Annotated in this window: 17 protein-coding genes and 1 tRNA gene; 8 read left to right on the forward strand and 10 right to left on the reverse strand. The window is 56.6% G+C overall.

Annotated elements, in window-relative coordinates:
- Window positions 1–3 precede the first annotated feature (3 nt).
- Complete coding sequence (locus tag THINI_RS10845; protein ID WP_002708635.1) at window positions 4–1,824, forward strand: hypothetical protein; 1,821 nt, start codon at window positions 4–6, stop codon at window positions 1,822–1,824.
- Between the two features lie 128 nt (window positions 1,825–1,952).
- Window positions 1,953–2,150, forward strand: coding sequence for a hypothetical protein (locus THINI_RS10850; protein ID WP_002708636.1), 198 nt, complete (start codon window positions 1,953–1,955; stop codon window positions 2,148–2,150).
- A 327-nt stretch (window positions 2,151–2,477) separates the two neighbouring features.
- Here THINI_RS10850 and THINI_RS10855 read toward each other — a convergent pair.
- The 3 genes from THINI_RS10855 to glnE all read right to left on the reverse strand — a co-directional run bounded on the left by THINI_RS10855 (window position 2,478) and on the right by glnE (window position 5,951).
- Window positions 2,478–2,549 (reverse strand) — tRNA-Thr (locus tag THINI_RS10855).
- Window positions 2,550–2,579: 30 nt separating this feature from the next.
- On the reverse strand, window positions 2,580–3,104 hold the full coding sequence (locus THINI_RS10860) for a DUF4124 domain-containing protein (protein ID WP_002708638.1): 525 nt from the start codon (window positions 3,102–3,104) through the stop codon (window positions 2,580–2,582).
- Between the two features lie 78 nt (window positions 3,105–3,182).
- On the reverse strand, window positions 3,183–5,951 hold the full coding sequence (glnE, locus tag THINI_RS10865) for a bifunctional [glutamate--ammonia ligase]-adenylyl-L-tyrosine phosphorylase/[glutamate--ammonia-ligase] adenylyltransferase (protein WP_342610127.1): 2,769 nt from the start codon (window positions 5,949–5,951) through the stop codon (window positions 3,183–3,185).
- A gap of 118 nt (window positions 5,952–6,069) precedes the next feature.
- Between glnE and katG the strand changes: the two genes are divergently transcribed.
- From katG to THINI_RS10880, 3 genes are all read left to right on the forward strand, one after another.
- On the forward strand, window positions 6,070–8,250 hold the full coding sequence (gene katG, locus THINI_RS10870; protein WP_002708640.1) for a catalase/peroxidase HPI: 2,181 nt from the start codon (window positions 6,070–6,072) through the stop codon (window positions 8,248–8,250).
- Window positions 8,251–8,586: 336 nt separating this feature from the next.
- Entirely contained in the window at window positions 8,587–9,063 is a 477-nt protein-coding gene (locus THINI_RS10875) for a PAS domain-containing protein (RefSeq protein ID WP_169314617.1), read from the forward strand.
- Window positions 9,064–9,171: 108 nt separating this feature from the next.
- Window positions 9,172–9,393, forward strand: a complete 222-nt coding sequence (locus THINI_RS10880) for a hypothetical protein (protein WP_002708643.1) — start codon at window positions 9,172–9,174, stop codon at window positions 9,391–9,393.
- Here the strand turns inward: THINI_RS10880 and THINI_RS10885 are convergent.
- The 6 genes from THINI_RS10885 to THINI_RS10910 form a co-directional block, all read right to left on the reverse strand.
- Window positions 9,352–10,131: a methyltransferase domain-containing protein gene (locus THINI_RS10885; RefSeq protein ID WP_002708644.1), complete on the reverse strand. Its 780-nt coding sequence runs from the start codon at window positions 10,129–10,131 to the stop codon at window positions 9,352–9,354. The two genes, THINI_RS10880 and THINI_RS10885, sit on opposite strands and share 42 nt — an antisense overlap.
- Before the next feature lie 326 nt (window positions 10,132–10,457).
- Complete coding sequence (locus THINI_RS10890; protein WP_002708645.1) at window positions 10,458–12,251, reverse strand: ATP-binding cassette domain-containing protein; 1,794 nt, start codon at window positions 12,249–12,251, stop codon at window positions 10,458–10,460.
- A gap of 59 nt (window positions 12,252–12,310) precedes the next feature.
- Window positions 12,311–14,038, reverse strand: a complete 1,728-nt coding sequence (locus tag THINI_RS10895) for an ATP-binding protein (protein ID WP_002708646.1) — start codon at window positions 14,036–14,038, stop codon at window positions 12,311–12,313.
- A gap of 146 nt (window positions 14,039–14,184) precedes the next feature.
- Window positions 14,185–15,789 (reverse strand): hypothetical protein, encoded by a 1,605-nt coding sequence (locus THINI_RS10900; protein WP_002708647.1) that lies wholly within the window; start codon window positions 15,787–15,789, stop codon window positions 14,185–14,187.
- 109 nt (window positions 15,790–15,898) lie between these two features.
- Window positions 15,899–16,276, reverse strand: a complete 378-nt coding sequence (locus THINI_RS10905) for a hypothetical protein (protein WP_002708648.1) — start codon at window positions 16,274–16,276, stop codon at window positions 15,899–15,901.
- Between the two features lie 5 nt (window positions 16,277–16,281).
- The gene (locus tag THINI_RS10910) at window positions 16,282–16,569 is read right to left on the reverse strand and encodes a heavy-metal-associated domain-containing protein (protein WP_002708649.1); all 288 of its coding nucleotides are present in this window, start codon (window positions 16,567–16,569) and stop codon (window positions 16,282–16,284) included.
- A 182-nt stretch (window positions 16,570–16,751) separates the two neighbouring features.
- Between THINI_RS10910 and THINI_RS10915 the strand changes: the two genes are divergently transcribed.
- Window positions 16,752–18,428, forward strand: a complete 1,677-nt coding sequence (locus THINI_RS10915; protein ID WP_002708650.1) for a hypothetical protein — start codon at window positions 16,752–16,754, stop codon at window positions 18,426–18,428.
- On the opposite strand, the gene THINI_RS10920 is transcribed toward THINI_RS10915, so the two are convergent.
- A complete protein-coding gene (locus THINI_RS10920) occupies window positions 18,425–18,772 on the reverse strand; it encodes an FUN14 domain-containing protein (protein ID WP_002708651.1) in 348 nt (115 codons plus the stop codon). The two genes, THINI_RS10915 and THINI_RS10920, sit on opposite strands and share 4 nt — an antisense overlap.
- Window positions 18,773–18,876: 104 nt before the next feature.
- Here THINI_RS10920 and THINI_RS10925 point away from each other — a divergent pair, with 104 nt between their 5' ends.
- On the forward strand, window positions 18,877–20,151 hold the full coding sequence (locus tag THINI_RS10925; RefSeq protein WP_002708652.1) for a hypothetical protein: 1,275 nt from the start codon (window positions 18,877–18,879) through the stop codon (window positions 20,149–20,151).
- Between the two features lie 11 nt (window positions 20,152–20,162).
- The gene (locus tag THINI_RS10930; protein WP_002708653.1) at window positions 20,163–21,941 is read left to right on the forward strand and encodes a trypsin-like serine peptidase; all 1,779 of its coding nucleotides are present in this window, start codon (window positions 20,163–20,165) and stop codon (window positions 21,939–21,941) included.
- Window positions 21,942–22,174 lie beyond the last annotated feature (233 nt).

Here is a 22,174-nt window from a genome sequence, read left to right on the forward strand (position 1 = left end):
ACAATGCAACAACAATCCTTCAACGCTGGGCTGGCGTACAGCGATTTCAAACAACGCCAATTCTTCTACATCCTCGCAGCGTTCGTGGCCTTCACCATGTCCAGCTATTTCGTTATCGGCTACCTGGCGGGCAACCTGCACCCCTGGACGTGGGATTCCGGCCAATGGATGAACGCCTTTGTCGCCATGGGCATTACCGGCGTGATGACAGGTTACCAGTTCGTGCTGTACTCACAGGGCAATGTTGAGGGCGGCAAGAAAGCCACCATCATTGCGGTATGCGTCGCCGTGGGCTTTTCCCTGCTGTCAGAGATCGGGCAGGGCATGGAACGCGACAACATCCGCATGGAAACCAAAAGCCAGGAATCCCCCACCTACAAGGCGGCTGTGGCGGCGCTGGGCAGGTTGTCCGGCAGTTCCAGCATCGGCGCAAGCCCCTACGCGGCTGACATTGCCAGCGCGCAGATGAAGTACAACCAGTGCATGGAACGGCTGGCCAAGGGCAAGGAACCGCACTGCGAAGGCAGCAAGGGGCGGCTGGAATCCTACCAGCAACAGGAAGCGGCATGGGCTGAACGCGCATCAGCCACCAGCACCAACACCGCCAGCGCCCTGCTCTCACAAGCCAAGGGGCTGGAAAAGGACGAAACCAACTACCACCCATTGGTGAACCTGATCCGGGAAACCTTCGGGGCGTCCGGCACGGTCGGCAGCTTCCTGTTGTCGCTGGTGCTGATTTCCTTCTTTGAGTACGCCTTCCACTACCTGGGCGGCCAATATGCGCGGGCGCGTGAATACCTGATGCAGAATGGCTATGACGTTACCCGACGTTTACGCCAGCCACCGCGCAAGCATGACGGCAGCATCAGCACCTATTCCGACAATGCCCCTGCCCCATCGGCAAGCCCTGTAACGCCATTTCAGGCCATGAAACAGGAATTCAGCAGCATGGTTGAATCTGCCCCGGAAGTTATCGCCAACGAATACGCCAGGGCGCAACAGTCACGCCAGCAAGTTTATTCCAAGGCAGCGGATAAGCTGGATGCAGTTCAGGACGATCTGAATAAATCAGCACAGGCTAAAACATTGCGCCAAGAATTGAACGCGGGCGAAAAGGTTTATTCTGATTCACCACTGGATAAGCCGCGCCCTGCCCCACATTTGAGTGTGGCGGACACCGTGAAGCAAATCCAAGCCGACGTAAAGGCCAGCGGCGCAACCTCACCAGACGCGGTTCAGGCGGCTGTGTTTGATGCGTTTGCAGCCATGCCCAACCCTGCCCCACTGAATGATGTTGCCCTGAATAAGATTGCCGACAAGCTGGTAATCAATCGGGCGCACACTACCGCGCCTGCCCTGCCATCCAATCAAAAAGCGGGCAGAACCGGCTTGCAGAATCCGGCCTTGGGTAGCGAGGAAGAACACTATCCCCTCCCCCTGGACAATGAACGCGCTCATTCCGGCAATGAACAGGCATATGTTCATTCAACCAATGAACGCGCCCATTCAGTAGACCGGGAATTACTGGCAGCGCTCAAGGATGCGCAGGGCAAAATTGATGCTGATGTGCTGAAAGAAGGGTATGGGCTGTATGAACAGTGGAAGGCCGAAATACTGGCAGGTAACACCAAGCTAACTACGCGGGATGGGCGTTCATTCATCAGTGCTCATTTGTGCAGGGGAAAAAAGCGCACGATTACCCCGGATGGAATGAACGCGCTCCTGGAAGTCTGGCAGGTCAGGGCAGTGAAGGAAGCGGCGCTTGTCCTGAACCCGAAATACACCGGCAAGCCCCCCTTCCCCAAGTATTTGCTGGCTGTATAAAAGGCGGGAAGCAATGAACGCGCTCATTGGAACCAATGAACAGTTCATCAATGAACGTGGCAATGAACAGGGTGGGCGCGGTAATGAACGCGCCCATTCACAAGTACTGACAACTGAGGAAATGAAGCATGGACATGACAAGCGAAAAAGCACCCACACAGAAAGTTGCCTATTGGCCGTCTGGCTTGTGGTGCGATCCTGAAACCGCAGCACTGGCGGCAGAGTTGGGGGAGTTCCCGGCTGATTACCAGATAGCGGAATTCCCGGCTGATGCTGACCCGGCATTGATCGACAAGGAAGTGTTGCAACTGGTGGAAGGGAAGTAAAACTTTATGGGCTATTGGGCAGTAGCAGCATTCATCCTCATTCCACTGGCAGGTCATGCCGTGTGGCGGCTGTTCTCATACACCAACGATCTGGTGAACAAGCAGATCAGCAAACAGCGAAGACGATAGGGGAGGGAAGTAACACATAAGAGCCGGGCAAGTTCCCGGCTTCTTATTTTTGGGGAAAGGGAAGCGGGGAGTTTGTCCAGTCTTAGCCATTCCTAGCAAGCAAATTGCGTGACTAAATCCGTGACTAAGGAAGAATAAAAAGTAAGCAACTAAGAAAATACCGTTTTCACAAAATCACTAACTTATTGTTTTTAAATATTCCGGTGAGAGGAATCGAACCCCCGACCCCATCATTACGAATGACGTGCTCTACCAACTGAGCTACACCGGCGTTGCAGCCCAAATCATAGGCCGCCAGTATCAGTTGTTCAAGGCGGAATGGCGCAGCAGGCTGAACTTGACCGCTTCAGTATTCTGGATGATGTTGCCGTCGGCGTCATTCAGCACTGCAAACACGCTGTGCTCGCCCCGATCCACTTCCGTCAGGGCAAACGACAGCGATTCACCGGCAGCAACCTGTTTGGAATCCAGGTACAGGGTTATGCCGTCACCTGCTTTTAGGTTGGGTTTCAGCGATAACTCGACCGTTACGTTGCCCTCATTGGCGCGGATAGTCTCATCAGCTGCGGGTGCCGTAACCTTAAAATCGGAATAAGCCTCTTCTTCCTGCGGAGCCTGCTCGCGCTCTGGCGGTTTGGGGGTAAAACTGTCCGCCACTGTCAGTAATGGCAAGTCCACAGCCTTGGCAGCACTCTGTTTAGGCGGGTTATCGCCGTACACAACATTGCCCGTAGCATCCACCCAACGGAAGATTTCCGCCTGCACGGAAACACCGGACAAACCGAACATCAGGAGCAGAAACAGCCAACCGCTACGCATAGTCATCACACATGATCTGGTTAATACCTCCCTGATTCTACTCAAAATGACGCCCACCATAACAGACAGGTGGATGAACGGTGGCTATTGGCTGCCCTCCACCAATACCTGCCATGCCTGCCGCACGTAATTGCGTTCGCGGGCAAATTGTTCCGCCGGAACTTTGGCCTGCTGCTCCTGCAAGGAAAGCGCATGGATGCGGTCGCGCAGGGTACGGTAAATGTCAGCCAGCGTCTCAGCCTGCCCTGCCGTCAGGATGCCCGCCTGCCGCAGGGAATCGAGCTGGCGGATATTGTCGCTCCAGCGGATCAGTTCCGGGTATTTGTGCGCATGGGCGAGAATCAGGAATTGCACCATGAATTCGATATCGGTAATGCCCCCGGGGTCTTTTTTCAGACTGAAAATGGCCGGGTCTTTGCTACCGAGCGCATCCCACATTTTCTGGCGCATGGCCGTCACCTCCCGGCGCAATTCGGCCTGGTCACGCTCACGGCAGAGTATGTCGTAGCGGATTTGGGCAAAGGCGGTGCGCAAGCTTTCCGTGCCGGTAATGGCGCGGGTGCGCAGCAGTGCCTGGTGTTCCCATACCCAGGCTTTGTTCTCCTGATACTGGCGGAAGGCTGCCAGACTGCTGACCAGCAGGCCGGAAGATCCACTGGGGCGCAGCCGCATGTCGGTTTCGTACAGGCGTCCTGCCGGGGTGAACGTACTCAGGGTGTGGATAATTTTCTGGGCGAAACGGGCGTAGAAGACGGGGTTTTCCAGCACTTTATTGCCATTGGTTTGCTGCATCTGGCCGTGGCTATCATGCAGGAAAATAATGTCAAGGTCAGAGCCGTAACCCAATTCCAGCCCGCCAAGTTTGCCGTAACCGATGATGGCGAAACCGGCTTCCCGCAAACTACCATCATCTTCCTTATACATCGGCACACCCGTCTGCGCGGTCATGGTTTCCCACACATGCCGCTGACTTTCTTCCAGCACCGCCTCAGCGATCCAGGTAAGCTGGTCGGAGACCTTCATCAACGGCAATACGTCGGTAATGTCCGCTGCTGCTACCCGCAGCACCTGTGCCTGCTTGAACTGGCGCAGGCGTTCCATCACCTGTTCGGTGTCGCCTTCGTCGATGCGTTCCAGTTCCAACCGCAGTTCCGTACCCAGCTCTTCCCTATTGAGCAGGGTGTAAAGCTGTCGGGAATCAAGCAACTGGTCCAGCAGGATCGGGTGCTGGGTCAACTGACTGGTGATCCATAAGCTATCACTGACCAGCCGCACGAACTGGTCGAGCGCGTCGGGGTGGTCGGCCAGCATGGCGATGTAGCCGGAACGCGGGGCAATTTTCTGGACTACCTTCAGGCTGCGTTCCAGCGCCTGCTCCGGCTCAGCCACAGCGTGGCAGGCATCCAGCAGCGCGGGTAGCAAGCGGTTCAGGCGGCTACGCCCGGTGTCGGTCAGGGTGTTGTAGAGGCGGCTGTGGAGCAATTCCTGGATGGCGGGATGTTCCGGCATCGGCTGGGTTTCACGGGTTTCGAGGGTAAAAATACGTTGGAAGATGTCGGCGACAGCCTGCTGGTAGCGGTTGAGTTCGGCGTGGAAACGGCCCCAGCCACCGAAGCCCATCGTAGCGGCAAGGCTCGCCTGTTGTTCCGGCTTGCCGGGCAGGGAATGGGTTTGCTCGTCATTCCACATTTGCAGGCGGTTTTCGGTACGGCGCAGGAAAAGGTAGGCGGAGCGCAGGATGTCGTATTCAGCATCCGTCAGCAGTTGTTGCGCCAGCAGCACATCGAGGGTTTTCAGCAAGTTGCGTTCGCGCAGTTCGGGGATGCGCCCGCCGCGCATGAGCTGGAATACCTGCGCGGTGAATTCGATTTCGCGGATGCCGCCGGTGCCGAGTTTCACGTCGTTGAATTTGCCACGGCGTTCGGCTTCGCGGTTAATCATGGCCTTCATGTCGCGCAGTTGCTCGACCGCGCCGTAGTCGAGGTAGCGGCGGTAGATGAAGGGGCGCAGCCGTTCCATCAGTTCCGCGCCGCGTTGCCTGTCGCCCGCCATCACCCGTGCCTTGATCAGAGCGTAGCGCTCCCATTCGCGCCCGTGGGTTTCGTAGTAATGCTCCATCGCATCGAAGGAAAGCACGAGTGCGCCGACTTCGCCGAATGGGCGCAGACGCATGTCGACGCGGTAGCCGAAACCATCAGCAGTGGTTTGCCCGAGCGTGCCAATCAGGCGCTGGCCGAGGCGCACGAAAAAGCTCTGGTTGTCGAGCGGGCGTTTGCCATCGGTGTCGCCTTTTTCCGGGAAGGCAAAAATCAGGTCGATGTCAGAGGAAAAGTTCAGCTCGCGCCCGCCCAGCTTGCCCATGCCGAGGATCACCAGTTGCTGCGCTTCACCTTCGTGGCTGCGGGGTATGCCATGTTTGGCGGTGAGTTCGGCGTAACACCAGTGGAGCACGGCATCGGTGAGCGCGTCGGCGAGGTCGGAGGTGGTGCGGATGGTTTCCGCCGTTTCCGCCATGCCGGAGAGGTCGCGCCAGGCAATGCGCACGGTTTCGCGGTGGCGGATTTGGCGCACTACGCGCAGCAGGCTGTTGTGGTCGGGAATGTTGCGGATTTCGTCGGCCACTTTCTGGAACAGTTCGCCGTCGGCGTAGGGCTGGCTGGTTACACAGAAAGCTTGCCAGTCGGGATAGCGTTCGAGCTGGCGCTTGAGGTAGGGGCTGGCGGAGAGGATGGCTTCGACGGGCATTGTTGTTCTCGCATGGCTGGTTTGCCGGTCATTATATGCCCCGTTTTGGGGCGTGGGGAATGCTGCACTGGCTTCCAGAAAAGAATACCCAACAACAAACCATAAAATATTTCATTTCCAAAATATCAATCATGAAAAGCGAAAATAAGAATTGGCTCAGTTATTTCCGAAGGCGTAAAAATGGGATCACACGTAACACAATGTTGCACATCAGAGGAGAGAAATCATGTCAGCAAGCAAATGCCCGTTCCACCCATCTGCCGGTGGTGGCACATCCAACCGTGACTGGTGGCCGAACCAGTTGAATATCGACATCCTGCACCAGCATTCCGCCAAGTCCAACCCGATGGGCGGGGAGTTCAACTACGCAGAGGCATTCAAAACCCTTGACCTGGAAGCAGTGAAAAAAGACCTCACCGCCCTGATGACCGACTCGCAGGACTGGTGGCCTGCTGACTACGGCCATTACGGCCCTCTGTTCATTCGCATGGCCTGGCACGCCGCCGGTACTTACCGCATCGCTGATGGTCGTGGCGGCGCAGGTACAGGCCAGCAACGTTTCGCCCCGCTCAACAGCTGGCCGGATAACGTCAATCTCGACAAGGCACGCCGCCTGCTATGGCCGATCAAACAGAAATACGGCAGGAAATTGTCCTGGGCCGACCTGCTGGTGCTGACCGGCAACGTCGCGCTGGAATCCATGGGTTTCAAGACCTTCGGCTTTGGTGGAGGGCGCGAAGATGTCTACGAACCCGAAAAAGACACCTACTGGGGTGCGGAAACCGAGTGGCTGGGCGACAAGCAGCGCTACACCGGCGAACGCGATCTGGAAAACCCGCTGGCCGCCGTGCAGATGGGGCTGATCTATGTGAATCCGGAAGGCCCCGGCGGTGAACCCGACCCGCTTGGCTCTGGCCGTGATGTACGCGAAACCTTCCAGCGCATGGCCATGAACGACTATGAAACCGTCGCCCTCACCTGCGGCGGCCACACCTTCGGCAAATGCCACGGAGCAGGCGACGCTGCTTTGGTCGGCCCCAACCCCGAAACTGCCGGTATCGCCGAGCAGGGTCTGGGCTGGATTAGCAAGCACGCCAGCGGCAAAGGCGGCGACCAGATCGGCAGCGGTCTGGAAGGCGCATGGACACCTACCCCGACCCAGTGGGACATGACCTATCTGGAAATGCTGTTCGACAACGAATGGGAACTGACCAGAAGCCCAGCGGGTGCATGGCAGTGGACACCGAAGGAAGCCAATGACAGCAATATGGCTCCTGCTGCCGAGGATGCTCTCCAGAAACGTCCGATCATCATGACCACCGCCGACATGTCGATGCGCATGGATCCGGTCTACGAACCGATCGCCCGTCATTTCCGCGCAAACCCGGACGAATTCGCCGATGCTTTCGCCCGCGCCTGGTTCAAGCTGACCCACCGTGACATGGGGCCGCAAGCCCGTTACCTTGGCCCGGAAGTACCCGCCGAAGCGCTGATCTGGCAAGACCCGATTCCGCCAGTGGATCACGAACGGGTGGATGACGCGGATGTTGCCGCACTCAAGGCCAACATCCGCGCTTCCGGCCTGTCGGTAGCGGAACTGGTTGCCACTGCCTGGGCTTCTGCTTCCACCTTTCGCGGTTCCGACAAACGCGGCGGCGCAAATGGCGCACGAATCCGGCTGGAACCGCAGAAATACTGGCAAGCCAACCAGCCTGAACAACTGGCCATCGTGCTGACAAAACTGGAAGGCATCCAGCACGAGTTCAACAGTAGCCAGTCAGGCGGTAAGAAGATTTCCCTGGCCGACCTGATCGTGCTGGCCGGTTGCGCTGGCGTGGAAAAAGCGGCGCAGGATGCCGGTATCGATGTCACCGTTCCATTCACACCGGGGCGCATGGATGCTTCGCAGGAGCAAACCGATGTGGAAGCCTTCGCGGTGCTGGAACCGCTGGCGGATGGTTTCCGTAATTTCCTGAAAGGCAAATACAGCGTTTCCGCCGAAGAAATGCTGGTCGACAAGGCGCAACTGCTGACCTTAAGCGCGCCGGAAATGACCGTGCTGATCGGTGGTATGCGCGTACTGGATGCCAACGTCGGCCATTCACAGCACGGTGTGTTCACTAACCGCCCCGGCGTGTTGAGCAACGATTTCTTCGTCAACCTGCTGGACATGAGCACCCACTGGAAACCAACTTCAGCGGATGAAGAGGTGTTTGAAGGCACTGACCGTGCAACCGGCGCAGTCCGCTGGACGGGGACGCGTGTTGACCTGATCTTTGGCTCTAACTCGCAATTGCGGGCGATTGCCGAAGTCTACGGCGGCGCGGATGCGCAGGAGAAATTCGTGCATGACTTCGTGAAAGCGTGGGAGAAGGTGATGAATCTGGACAGGTTTGATCTGGCTTAACCAGATCATTGTCTGAACCGGGATTACGCTGATTGTTGTGATTAAACATGATTTTTGTCGGTAGCACCGTTCAAAATCACGGTTAATCAGGCAAATCTGTGCAATCCCGGTTCAGACAGGCCACCAAAGAAATGCTGGCCGACAAGCTGCAACTGCTTACCCTGAGCATCCGCCTGTCGGTTAGTAAGCCACATTTGTACCGTCAGACCCCATATCATGCTAAATAAGTTGGGCTAACAGGATTTCCAGCCAGCCTTTCGGCGCATGGAATCCGCAATGCTAAAAATAACTGATTTTCCACCCCAATTTATGGAGATAGCCCCTATGAAGCTTTCAATGTCCCAAGCTGTGTTGACCCAGGCATGGGAAAGCGTTGAGCGCATGTTCGCCGTCATCACATTTGACCCCCAAGGTCACATACTGGATGCCAACCCACTGTTTTTAGACACCATGGGCTACAGCGACAAGGAGGCAGTCGTTGGCCAGCACCATCGCATCTTCTGCCAGGAAGCCTACGCGGCATCTGCTGAATATGCCGAATTCTGGCAGAAACTTGCCGCAGGCGAGCGGGTCAGTGGTGCCTTTCGGCGTGTCCGTCAGGATGGCAGCGAAATCTTCCTGTATGCCGAATACGCCCCCATTCACGACGAGCAAGGTAAGGTCATCGAAGTGCTTAAGGTTGCCCAAAATGTGTCACGCATTGCCGAAGGTGTGGCCCGGCAGTTGGGCATCAATGCCAAACTGGCTGACCGGTTGATGAGCCTGGAACTCCAGCGGAACCCGTCGGCGGTGGGAGGCGCCAACAACCGTTAAAGCCACTGGCACAGCAGAATAAACAGCAGTCTGTCCATGACAGGATCGAGATCAATGGGTAAAGTATGCAAATGTTTTTTCACTCACTGTTTCCTAAGGAGAAACAACATGCCCAAAAAGCAGCGGCACTGCCGCATCAACCCAATCGCACGTGCGCCTATCTTGCGCAAGGGCGGTGTGCATGAAAAAAGCAACTCTGCCAAACGGCAGCAACACAAGCAGCAACTGCGCAGGTTGCTGGACAGGGCTGGAGCCGGGTTTTCCGGCTCCGCCGACCTGCTGAAAGCCTTACTGTTTCCAACACAACATATGCTGGTAGCGCGCCAGTGAACGCCACGGCTCCTGCCGTGAATATTCCCGCTCCAGTGGAATAACCTCCCCCAGATCGGCCTGTTTACGGACACTGTAATGCATGTAGTCGTAAAAACAGCGTATCCCTGACCACGTTTCCACCTGCATCCCCATATCCCGCAACCACTGATGGACTTCCTCCGGCTTTAACGGCGAAATGGGCGCAAGCCCCTGCTGGCCATGGTCGGCCACTACCCCCTGGCGCAAAATATCGAAATCCCCCGCGATCAGGCGGCGCATCACGGTCGAATGGTGGTTAAAAAACATCAGCGACAACCAGCCGCCCGGGCGCAAGCAACGCAGCAGTTGCTCCAGCACTTCGCGCGGCTTAGCCAGCCACTCCAGCACAGCGTGGAAGACGATCAGGTTGAATGGCCCACCCCCCTGCGCTGCCAGTTCCTGCACACTGTTCTGCACCAGATGGATGGAATCCTGCAAGCCCTCCTGCTCAATGGCGGCTTCCGCCCGCTGCAACATTTCGGCGGAAGGTTCCGCCAACACCACCTGATGCCCCTGCCGCGCCAGCCAGATGGACATTTGCCCCAAACCACCGCCCGCATCCAAGATTTGCAGGGGTTGCTTTGCCTGCAAGACCAGCGGCTCCAGATCGTCTTGCAGGATGGCCAGACGGACCGCACCACGCGGGTCATCGTAAATTTTCTGCTGAAAGCGCTGGGCAAGCCCGTCAAAGACCCTGTCCTGCTTATTGTCTGGCATGTCATTCATCCTCCATTTGTACTAATGCTGCATCAAAAGGCCAGGGCTGGCAAATTAGAACCTCTACACAATAGTCAACCTATGGTGATTACGAGGGGAAGCCATCATTTTTTTGATAAAAGCCAGTAAAAAAAGTTTGCAGTGTAAACCCCCATTTACCTATTGTTTGTTAGGATAGTGTTCAGGTTGCAATGATTAAGAACAAGAGTACTCCAGCAAAAGCACTTGTTTGGCAATTGCATCCGTGCGTCAGAAGACCCCTCAACTGACCATATCAACTGGCGTACCATTCACCGGCTTGTACTGGAGTGTGCAAGTCGGTTTTTTTATACCCGCTGCTCCAACGCTTCCCAACGCACAAATGCCTGTTCAAGGTCGGCTTCCAGCTTTGCCAGCTCGGCCTGTTTGGCGGTAATGGTGGCGCTATCCTGCTGGTAAAATTCTGCCGTCCCCATGGCTGCCTGCAAAGCTGCAATGTCAGCCTCCAGTTGCTCCAGACGGACAGGCAATTGCTCCAACTCGCGTTGCTCCTTGAAACTGAGCTTTTTCTTGCCAGCAGGCTTGGCTTCGGTCTTGGGTTTTTCCGCCGGTTTATCGGGCTTGGCGACAGACTTTTCCACCACCGGTTCAGGGCGTTGCAACAGCCAATCGTCGTAGCCGCCTGCGTATTCGCCAACCGTACCGTTTTCAAACACGATGCTGCGCGTCACCACGCTGTTGAGGAAACTTCTGTCGTGCGAAATCAGCAGCAGGGTTCCCTGATAGTCAATCAGCAGTTCTTCCAGCAATTCCAGGGTTTCAGCGTCGAGATCGTTGGTGGGTTCGTCCAGCACCAGCAGATTGGATGGCTGGGCGAACAGCCGTGCCAGCAACAGGCGGTTGCGTTCACCACCGGATAGCACTTTCACCGGCTTCTGGATTTGCAACGGGGTGAACAGGAAATTTTGCAAATAGCTGATGATATGCTGCTTCTGCCCGCTGATGTCGACGAAATCGGAACCGGGGGCAAGATTGTCGCGCAGGTTTTTTTCATCGTCGAACTGGGCGCGGTGCTGGTCGAAGTACGCCACTTGCAGGCGTGTGCCCAGTTCAAGTTTGCCGGAGTCGGGCTGTAACTGCCCCAGCAGCAGCTTGATCAGGGTAGTTTTGCCCACGCCATTCGGGCCGATGATACCGATCTTGTCACCACGCATGACCGTGGTATTGAACTCGCGGATCAGCGGCTTGCCCTCCCAGCCGTAGCTGAGGTTGGTGGCATCGATCACGATCTTGCCGGAAGCGTCCGCCTGGCCGATCTGTGCCTGTACCTTGCCTTGCAGGTTGCGGCGTTGCTTAAATTCCTCGCGCATGGCTTCGAGGCGGCGCACTCGGCCTTCGTTACGGGTACGGCGCGCCTTGATACCTTGGCGTATCCACACCTCCTCTTCCGCCAGACGCTTGTCGAACAGGGCGGCTTGCTGGGCTTCAGCCTCCAGCGCAGCCTGTTTACGTTCCTGATATTGCTGGTAAGTGCCGACCCAACTGGTCAGCCTGCCCCGGTCGAGTTCAATGATGCGGGTCGCCAGTTTCTGGACGAAAGCACGGTCATGCGAAACGAACAGCAGGGTTCCCTTGTAGCTGAGCAGGAAGTTTTCCAGCCATTCGATGGCGGGGATGTCGAGATGGTTCGTTGGCTCATCCAGCAACAGCAGGTCGGGTTCGGACACCAGCGCGCGCGCCAGCAGGGCACGGCGTTTCCAGCCACCGGAGAGGCTGTCGAATGACACGTCGCCATCCAGTTGCAAGCGCGAAAGTACCGTGTCGACTTTCCATTGCACCTGCCATTCGTCTTCCGGGTGCAAATCCGTCAGCCCCTGCGCCACGATGTCGAACACGCGGGCGTCACTGCCGTGTGGCACGTCCTGCTGCAAACGGGCGATTTTCAGGTCGGGGGGATGGATGGTTTCGCCGTCATCCGCAGTCACTTCGCGGCATAACAGTTTCATCAGGGTAGATTTGCCGGTGCCATTGCGACCGACCAGACACAAACGTTCGCCCTGCTCAATGCTCAGGTCGATGCCGTCAAACAGGCGATTGTCGCCGTTTTCCAGATGGATATTGCGCAGATGCAGTAAAGCCATGGTTCCTTCAGGCAAGAGTGGGCAAGAAACTGTCACCGAAGCGGGACAGTTCCTGTTTCTCAGGCATCTGTCCCGGTTCTGGAGGGGGAATAGTGCACGGATTGCACGTCTTTATCCAGTTGCCTGACGCATTTCTGGAATTTTTTGGTGCGGATTTGCAGCATTTGCAGGGATTTCTGGTAGTACTCCAGTTGCGCCAGCAATTTGTTGACTTCGGCCAGTTCGCGGCTCAACGACACCGGTTTTCCAGGGAAGTGCAAGATTTTGGCCACGGCGGGTTGAGATGAGGCAAGCGGTTGCGCCTGGTTTGCACTTTCATCTACCTGGGTTTTAGGTTCTTCAGCTGGGTGTTGCGCCATAGTCGGCTCAGCCGCGAGGGTTTCAGGCACTTCAACACTAGCGGTGAATGCCTCCTCTGGCTGGGGAACAGCCTGGGCTGGCGGCATTGTCTCAGCTACGGCTGAGATTTCACGCGCTGCGGCGGCAGACGCCATAGCCTCGGTCAGCTTGGTCGCCACCCTGGGCTGCGGCAAGGTAGCAAGCAATGGGCTAATGTCGGGCAGTTCCGGCTCCTTGGGCAGGGTGGAATGGAACAGCATCAGCCGCCGGTTGGTTTCCTTCCAGGTGATGGGCCAGTCGTACTTAAGCTGCCGCTGGTAGGTTTCCCGCACCCATTGCGACAAGCAAAAGCAACCGCCCGACAGGGACACTAACCCCAGTTGCCGGAGTTGCAGGACTGCCGCATATTGCTTGCGTTTGTTCAAACGCCCAAATGCACCAATACGGCTGGCATAGCTATCCTGCCGTTTCTTTTGGAACCAGCCGAAAGGCCAGCTGCGGCTTGCCTCAATCAGGTTTGCCAACGTATCCATGCGGGTGGGGCGGTACAACATGCTGAGCAGGTAGAGCAGCGCTTCCTCCGGGGTATCCGCCAGTTCAACGGCATTGGCCATTAGCAAGCGGCGTACCTGACGCCCTTCATCCACGTGATCCAGCAGAATCGGGATCTGATCCATCCTGCGCCAGTCGCCCTGATGCCAGACTGCCAGATACCCGCCCAACAAATTGAGGGTCAGTGGGTTTTGCCCGAAATCCACCGCCATTTCCCGGAGCTTGTCGTCTTCGCCCGTAACACCATTATAGCGCAGCAGGCGGACGCCATCCTCCACGGGCAACATCTCCAGTTCGTGCCGTTTGACGCCTGGCTTACCGCTGAAATTGCCCAGCAACGGTTTGCGGCTGACCGCGACACAGAGCCCCGGGCTGTGTTCGGCCAGACATTCGAGCAGGGAGTTAAGACGGGGATCCACGAGTCTGCCGATACTGCTCCCCCCTTGCGATTGCAGGATCTCCAAACCATCCAGTACCAGCAGGACGTGATGGGTTTGTACCAGTTTCGCCAGCACCTCCCCTTGCAGGAGCTTGGGGCTATGCGCAGCTTCCTTACCCCCAAACCAGCTCAGGGCATGCTGGAAAAATTCCTCAACCGGGTCTAGCACAGAATGGGCCAGGTCAGGCGGATAAAAAGACCAGACGTAGACGGCTTCCGCGTCGTGCCAACCCTTTTGTTGCAGGGAATGCAGCCATTTGTTCAGCAGCGCGGTCTTGCCAATACCGGTAGGGCCGTGCAGGAGAAGCAGGCGCGTTTGGGGGTTGGCCCAGGCAGTGCTTAACAGCCCGGCATCACGGCTGCGGCCAAATATTCCCGCCATTTGTTGCTGCTTGATGCCCGCCCCTGTATCTGCCGCGTTACAGCCGTCTTCGTCCCGGATAAAGATCTTGGTCATGGCTTGTTCCCCAATAGCCCCTTTAACTATTTTTTATGACAAGGTAACAAATCACCTGATGATGTCAAGCAGCTTGCCCCCCAACGGCAGCGTACTTGCCCCCGTCATTGCTTAAGGCCGGTTTTTGTCGGGAAAGTTCAGCCGCTTTACGCGCTCAAGCGCGCGACGGAGGTTTCCACCCCACAGATGTCGCGGGCGCGTTCCAGCAAGTAGGCCGCTTCAAGTGCCCCGCCAGTCAGGCGCAACATACGGGTCAGCAGTTTCATGTTTTGCAGCAGGCTGGGGCGGTCGTGGCTCAGCTCGGCGTAGGCCACGCCACGGCGGGCGCAGTACATGGCTGCGGACAGGTTACCCAGGATCAAATGGTGTTCGCACAGATGGTTGGCGATGATGGAGGCACGATACCAGTGCTTGTGCAGGGCGGCCTTTTCCAGTTTGACGCCCAGCGAACGGGTAGCGGTGACGGCTGACTGCATGTTGGCGAAACCCAGCCGCGTGGCGGCATCAGCACCGGGTAGCGCGGGTGCTTCGGGTGGCAAGATGGCCTCAAGGGTCTGGGTACATTTTTCAAGCAAGCTTTGCAGGCGTTCGGGCACGTCCGGAAACCGGGCAAGCACCCGCTCGCGGAAATAGGTACGCAACAGGGAGTGGACATCCAGCGCCCCGGTGTCTGGCGCGGACGTAATCAGGCGCAACTTGTAGAGACGGCGCTGCACCCGATGGAAATCGCGCAGGCTAAGTTTGCTCAGCGGTGTCAGGGCTTGCAGGGTTTCGTCAGGTTTCAGCCAGCGTTGGAACCAGGCTTGCCGCTGGCTGTGCAGCAACAGGTACAGTTCCTTTTGGGTAACCGGGCGGTCAAGCAGGCTGATCAGGTACAGCATCAGCAATTCGGGGCTTTTCCATAGCCAGTGTTCGAGCACCGCCAGCACCCGCCGGGTTTGCAGCCCTTCGCGTTCCTTATCACGCCAGGTCAGGATCGACTGTACGTTGTTCAGGGAACCGCCATTGGCCAGGTAAGAACCCAGCAGTTCCAGGGTAAGTGGGTGGCCACAGAAATCGTGGGACAGTTTTTCCAGGCTTTCCGGCCTCAGCATGACGCCGCACTGGCGTAGCAGGTCAGCGCCGGTTTCTTCGGTCAATTCCGGCAAGCGGTACTGGGTGATGAGGGGTTGCAGCATTTCGCAGACAGGCAATGGCTGGCGGCTGGCGATTACGCACAAGCCGGGGTTGTAAGCTGCCAGGGAATTCATCAGCATACCCAGGGGATGACTGCCCGCCGCCGCCTCCACTGCGTCGATTTCAAAATCAAACACCGGGAAGTTATCCAGCAACAGCAAGGTACGGTGGCGCTGGATCAGCTTGCAGAGCAGGCTGATGCGTTCTACCGGGTGACGGGGCGCTTGCAGGCCATTGCCAAACCAGTTCAACGCATGGTCGACAAACTCATCGGCCAGCTTGGCCAGTTCCGTTTCGGTGGTAACGTCGGGGAAAGACCAGCCATAAACATGGTCGGCACCCCGCCAGTCATGCTGTTCCAACTGGCTCAGCCATGCCTGTAACAGGGATGTCTTGCCTGTGCCGCCTAAGGCATTGAGCAAGAACAAGTTGCTGGTTTCATCGTGCCATGCATAATCCAGTGCAGCCAGCGCCGGTTGACGCCCGACCAGATGATAACCACTGGCTTCCTGTAAATTATCTTGGCTATTTTTTGACTGACAACGACGCCAGTAGGTAACGAATACCCCAATCATTATAGATCTCTGCCCGATAAGTTAATCGAATATATTTATTTATTAGTAAAACGGGAGAATAAGTAAAATAAAATATTTAAATGGCTGAATTTTTATATGTATCACTGATTTATTTTATAGCATCCAGTTGTTCCGCTGCCGGGTCAGGGGTTTCCACCAGTTCATTTTGTACCAGCTTTTCGGGGCTGTTGTTGACCTGTGAAGAGGCTGGGGAGGTGGCAGCTTCACCGGTTTCTTCAGACAGCAGCGGCATCTCTTCCTGCATGGCTTCGCTCAGATCCGTCATGTTATTGAGGCAGTCCGCCACATAACCATTTTTTTTGTCAGCAGCGATACCATCCTCTTCCGCGTAGGTAGTGCATAACCCGCTCAGCACTAAGCTGTTATTCTCATTGATTAATTTCTGTCCAGACGCTGTATCCTCCGCCCACAGCGGCAGACAAAATATCATGCCAGCCATGGCTAACAAGGCAGGAAACTGTTTCATGGGGTTTAACCTTGTTTGGGCATGTCGATGCGGCCAATCGCACAGCTGACGACGGATTTAGCCTTTTCCTTCAGGGAAGCCAGACCCTCCACCGAGCCACGCTCCGGATACCCCAGGCCAAACAGGGTTTGTACTGCTGCCTCGCGCACATCCGCATCGCTGTGCAGGATAATGACCTGGTTCTCAATATCGACATCCACTGTCTGGATCTGTGCATTTTCCAGCAATTTTTTGCTGATGGTGTTGGCACACCCGCCGCAGCGGATATTTTCAACTTCAATACGGGTTTCCACGCTTATACCTCCGTGACTGACCGACACTCTGTCATCCTGTCCCGTCAATATGAGACCAAGCAGGCAGAAACACAAGAGGAAAGGGGTTATTCGGAGGTATCCAGCCTTTTTGGCCTACACTTTCAGAGTTCCCAAGTGTGGAAATTGGCGCGGCCTGGCACAGGCGGAGGGTGCGGAAAGCGATGTGGAGCAATGATTATGCAGGCGTGCATATCCCTGCTGAATGCGCATCCACTATTGGTGGTGTCGCCGCCTTCATTTTGTTGGCAGCATTACCGTTGGCGGTATTGCTGACTTGGCTGACGGTGGTGTTGTACCGGCGGAGAGTGCTACAAGCCATGCGCAGCGTTTCCCCTCAGGCAGATACTGCGGAAACCACTGCCGGGTCATCCGTTACCGTGCAGCCACCTGCCGCTGCCTTGCACTTCAATATTGGGCAGGCTGCGGATGCACCCGCACAGCTCTCCTCCCCGGCAACCGCTGGTCTTGCCTGGCGTGCAGGTGTTGCCTATACCATTGCCGGATGCGCCCATGCATCCATTGCAACCCTGCTGACTTTCGTATTCGCTGATATGGAATTATTGCCAGTACGTTTGTTGGCGGTGTGGCTGCTGTATGCCTGGCCAGTAATTCCTGCCTTGTTACTGACCAGTGTTGAAGACCCCCGCCAGAAATGGGGACTCATGGCGGCTTATTTTGGCGTAATACTGGCTCTGGACTGGAGCCTGTCTGCTTTTGGCATACGCGACACTGGCGCTGGCACAGGTAGCCTGCTGATCGTATGGCTGACGTGGATGGGGCCGCCGTCGTTGCTGTTATGGGTGTTGAATAACCGGGCGTGGCGCTCGGTGGGCTTGCCCGCTTATCTGGTGGCCATCGCGCTGGTGGCAGGCTGGTTGCTGGCAACCCAGGGGTTGGCTTGCCTGGCCATTGCCCTGGATGATGTGGGAATCTGGCTCCGTTACCGCTACACCGTGTTGGCGGCCATGCTGGTGTTGCTATTCAGTGGGGTCTGGTGGTTCTTGCAGCGCACAGCCCGCCGTTACCGTGAAAAGCGGATGAGCAGCCTGTCGTTTACACTGGATAGTTGGTGGCTGGTGGTCACCTTGGCTGATATGGTCATCCAATTCGATACCACCCACGGGGCAAGTGCCAGTTTCATCCTCGCCTACCTGCTGTATAAATGGCTCAGTCGGGCTTTACAACCCTCGTCTGAGCCAGGAGCCAGACCCGCCGAGCTGCTGTTGCTGCGGGTGTTTGGGCATCGTCAGCGTAGCCGCCACCTGCTCGACCAGCTTGGCCAGCGCTGGAATTTTAGCGGCCCGATCAGCCTGATTGCTGCTCCCGATCTGGCGGCCACCAACCTGGAACCTGATGAACTGCTCCAGTTCTGGCGTTTGCGCCTGCGCAGCCTATTTGTTGCCAGCGCGGCAGACCTTCGGCAGCGGCTGGAAAGTTTTGACGCCAGCCCTGACCCCGATGGGCGCTACCGGGTCAATGAATTTTTTTGCTACGACAATACCTGGCGGGCAACCGTCCATGCCCTGATCCAGCGGAGTGACGCCATATTGATGGACTTGCGTGGTTTTGGTGAGGAACATCGCGGTTGCCAGTTTGAACTGGGCTTGTTGCTGGCGCAAGCGCCGCTTCCCAGCATTGTACTGCTGGTTGACGGCAGCACCAAGCTGGATTTGTTGACCAATTTATTGGCCAAGCTGTGGCGACAATTACCCCTTGATAGTGCTAACCGGCAGCTGGAACAGCCATGCATACGCCTGTTCCATGCCCCGAATGCGCTGTATTCCGTAACACCCTTGTTGAATTTGCTGACAGCAGCAAGCACTAACCCCAAACCCTAACCAATTTTCAGGCCGACGAAGAACCCGGCTACCCCGCTGACACCCTTGCTGGTGATATGTGACAAGCGTTCCACCAAGAACCCCCCGGACTGTTTGGCAATGCCGGTAGCCGCGTTGGCAGCGTTTTGCAACTTATCATCCGCCATGTCAGTGATGCCGTAATATTCGGTCACAAACAGTAGCACGATAGCCGCGCCGCCCAGAAACAAAGCTAGCCGCAGCATTTTTTTGGCGAAATATCCAACTGCCAGGCCAATGACAAATGGCGCACCCACGTTTCCGAACAGGAAAGCCGAGGAAAGGATGTCGGTTGAGGATTCCGTATTAATGGGATAGTCGTTCATTATTTACTCTTTATATACCGTTTAGACGCTTGGCGTTTTATTTTTCCGGAAGGTTCTGCTAGGTTTATCACAATCATAAAAAATAACATGGATAACCCCTAAGGATGAAGCGTTCTGTCCCCTTGGCAAGCGCCGTGTTGTGGTTAGCTATGCCCGTTCATGCGGCCCAGATTGTTACCCCTGCGCAGGCCAGTGTATCAGCCAGCAGTGGCGGTGTCATAACATTCAGCCCGGTTTATACCGTTTCAACACCCCAGGACGGAACGGTAACAGGGCTGGGCATACGCATACATTTCAATTCCAGCGCCTTGCAGTTCAATGGCGTGAGCAAACGTTTTGCCTATGGTTTGCTGCCTGCCGGTGACGTCAGCACTGATACGGAAAACTACGACGCTGATGCCACCACCGACAAGTATTTCATACTTCCGTGGGTGGATGTCAGCGGGCAGTGGCCGGGGGGAAGCGAGTTACCGCTGACCCTGGCGAGCGTTTCGTTCACCGCCAAGGCTGGTTTTACAGGTTCCACCATGATCCGTGTTAGCGCTTCCGGCACGGTCGACGGGGCTGCTTTCCAGACAACGCCAATGACGGTCAGCGTGGCTACCGGTAATGCCAGCCTCAAGCTAAAAGGTTTCCTGCAAGGCGCTTACAACAGCACGGACGGGCAGATGCGCGACAGCCTGCGCAACGCTGGCTTGCTGCCGCTGGCACAACCGTATGGCTATCTTGGCCATCAGGGCGCAGAAACCACGACCGCTACCCTGTTGAACACCACCGGTGTGGATGCGCCGGTTGACTGGGTGCTGGTGGAGTTGCGCGACAAGGCCAACGCCAGCAACCGGCTGGCCGCCAAGGCGGCCTTGCTGCAAAGCGATGGGGATGTGGTGGATGCGGCCACGGGTAGCAGCACCCTGACGTTTGCGGATACTGCACCCGGCAGCTATTACGTCGCCTTGCGCCACCGTAACCATCTCGGCGTCATGACCGCCAGCCCACCCAGCCTGACCACGACGCCAGTGCTGGTGGATTTTACTGCCAGCGCTACCGCCCTGTATGGGGCGGATATCCGCGCCCAGCAGGGTTCCACCCGGCTGTTGCCCGCTGGCGACGCCAGCCTCGACAACAAGCTGATCGCGGCTGGCCCTGACAATGACAAAAACGCCATCCTTGCCATTGTGCTGGCTGACCCCGCCAATACCGGCCCCCACACCAATTTCCAGTCGGCTGGTTATCAGTTCACTGATCAGAACATGGACGGCAAAACCCTGTATTCAGGGCCGGATAACGATGTCAACGGCTTGTTGGGCAATATCCTGCTAGCACCAGGCAATAGCACCAACAGCACCAACTACATCCTGCCCGGCAGCTTGCCACAGTAAGGTACACCAACATGAAAGCCCTTATTTTTACCTGCCTGTCCCTGCTGTTACCCGCTATCGCGCAAGCCAATGGCACTGACGCGGCGCGGGCTGAGCCAGAAACCTTTCAGGAACCTGTGACAACGCAGTTGGGGCCCCTGCCAGCCTTGCGCCTGCCACCGGCAATACTGGCGGCGCGCGCAGTTTCAGCCTTTGCCGCAGCGGCAGCTACGTCATCCCTCACCAACGCTATCACCCTGCCAGCATTAAGCGACAGTGAAATCCAGTCCCTGCGCAATGCCCCTAACCAGAAGGCTTTCCAGGTTGGGATCGGGCGCGACCTGCCTGATTATTTAAGGCAGCCCATCCAGCTGGACAGCTGGCAGTGGACAAACGTTAGTGGCGGCAAGGTGGCACATTACACCCTGACTTCTACCGACGCGGTGCGGGTAAGGGCGCAAGTGCAACTCAGCCAGGCTCCCGCAGGTGTGGAGCTGCGTTTTTACTCACCGAACGATACCTCGGTGGTGTTTGGCCCCTACACCGCAACCAGCGAACCCTTTTGGTCACCCACCGTGGAAGGTGATACGCTGGGTCTGGAGTTGTTCCTGCCCGATGGCGTGGCCACCAGTGAAGTCAGTTTTGCCATTGCCCGCCTGTCACATCTGGTGGTAAACCCCGCCAACAGCCAGATGAAAAGCGACCTCAATACTTTCAGGGAGGAATACGCCAGTTGCCAGCAGGATATTGCTTGTGCCGACCCCTCGTGGCAGGAAACCGGTAAGGCCGTGGCACGTTATGTGTTTACGGATATTGATGGTTACAGTTATATCTGCTCGGGAACCGTGCTGACGGACAAGGACGTTTACACCCAGATCCCCTATTTTTTCACAGCGGCACATTGCGTCAGTAACCAAACGGCGGCCAGCAGCATGGAAATGTACTGGCTGTATGCCAATTCAAGTTGCGGCGGAAGTGGCGCGGTCGCTGTCCGGACGACTGGCGGGGCGACATTACTCGCAACCAAAACGGCACTGGATACGACTTTGGTGCGCCTGAACCAGAACCCGCCTTCCGGCACTACCCTATCCGGCTGGACGGTGACCCCGCTTACCAGCAATCAGGCGGTGACCGGTATCCACCATGCCCTGGGCGACCCCCTGAAATATGCGCAAGGGAATTTCGTGAGCTTTGCAAGCGTCACCACCAGCAGTGGGGGGTATACCGTTGCCAACGATCCTAACGGGGATTTTTCCAAGGTGGTGTGGCATACCGGCATCACAGCACCCGGTAGCAGTGGCTCAGGCGTGTGGGTGAATCAAGGCGGGGTGCATTATCTGAACGGTTCGCTGCTGGGTGGTTCTTCCGAATGTTCAGCTATGGATGCGCCGGATGAATACAGCCGTTTTGAGCGCACCTGGCCGTATGTCAGCGCCTGGCTGGGGTCTACCGGCACACCACCTTCCCTGCGGCTGTTTGACGCCAACCAGCCTGCGACGGCGCTGCTGGATGGAATAGTCATTACCCGTTACCTGCAAGGTGCTAGAGGATCTGCATTGCTGGATGGCGTCACCACCCGGACGCCGGATCTGGCTGCGCTGGAATCCCAGCTGGCGTCAGTTATGCAGGTAATGGATGTAGACGATGATGGTGTCAGGGAAGCGGGTACGGATGGCGTGCTGCTAATGCGTTACTTGCTGGGGTTGCGTGGCGCACCGCTGCTGCAAGGGCTGGATGTTGGCACTTCCACGCGCAATACACCAACGGCAGTTTCCACCTATCTGGAATCCATCCTGAACCCCGCCAGTTGAATAAAAAAAGCCCGGTCATTGACCGGGCCTCCCGCTCAGACCATATGCAACCTAGCAATACTGCATATGGCGACTACCCTCACTAGCGGTTTGAAACTGTTGAAATCTGGTTATCGGACGCAATATTTTGCGATTTCTCAATTTGCATAAAAAAACCGGTTTTGTCAACAAGTAGTTGATCTTAAATATATAATTAAAAACTTACTTTGCAGCGCACAAATCCGCGCCCTACC

It is taken from the genome of Thiothrix nivea DSM 5205 (assembly GCF_000260135.1).
GTDB classification, from domain to species: Bacteria; Pseudomonadota; Gammaproteobacteria; order Thiotrichales; family Thiotrichaceae; genus Thiothrix; species Thiothrix nivea.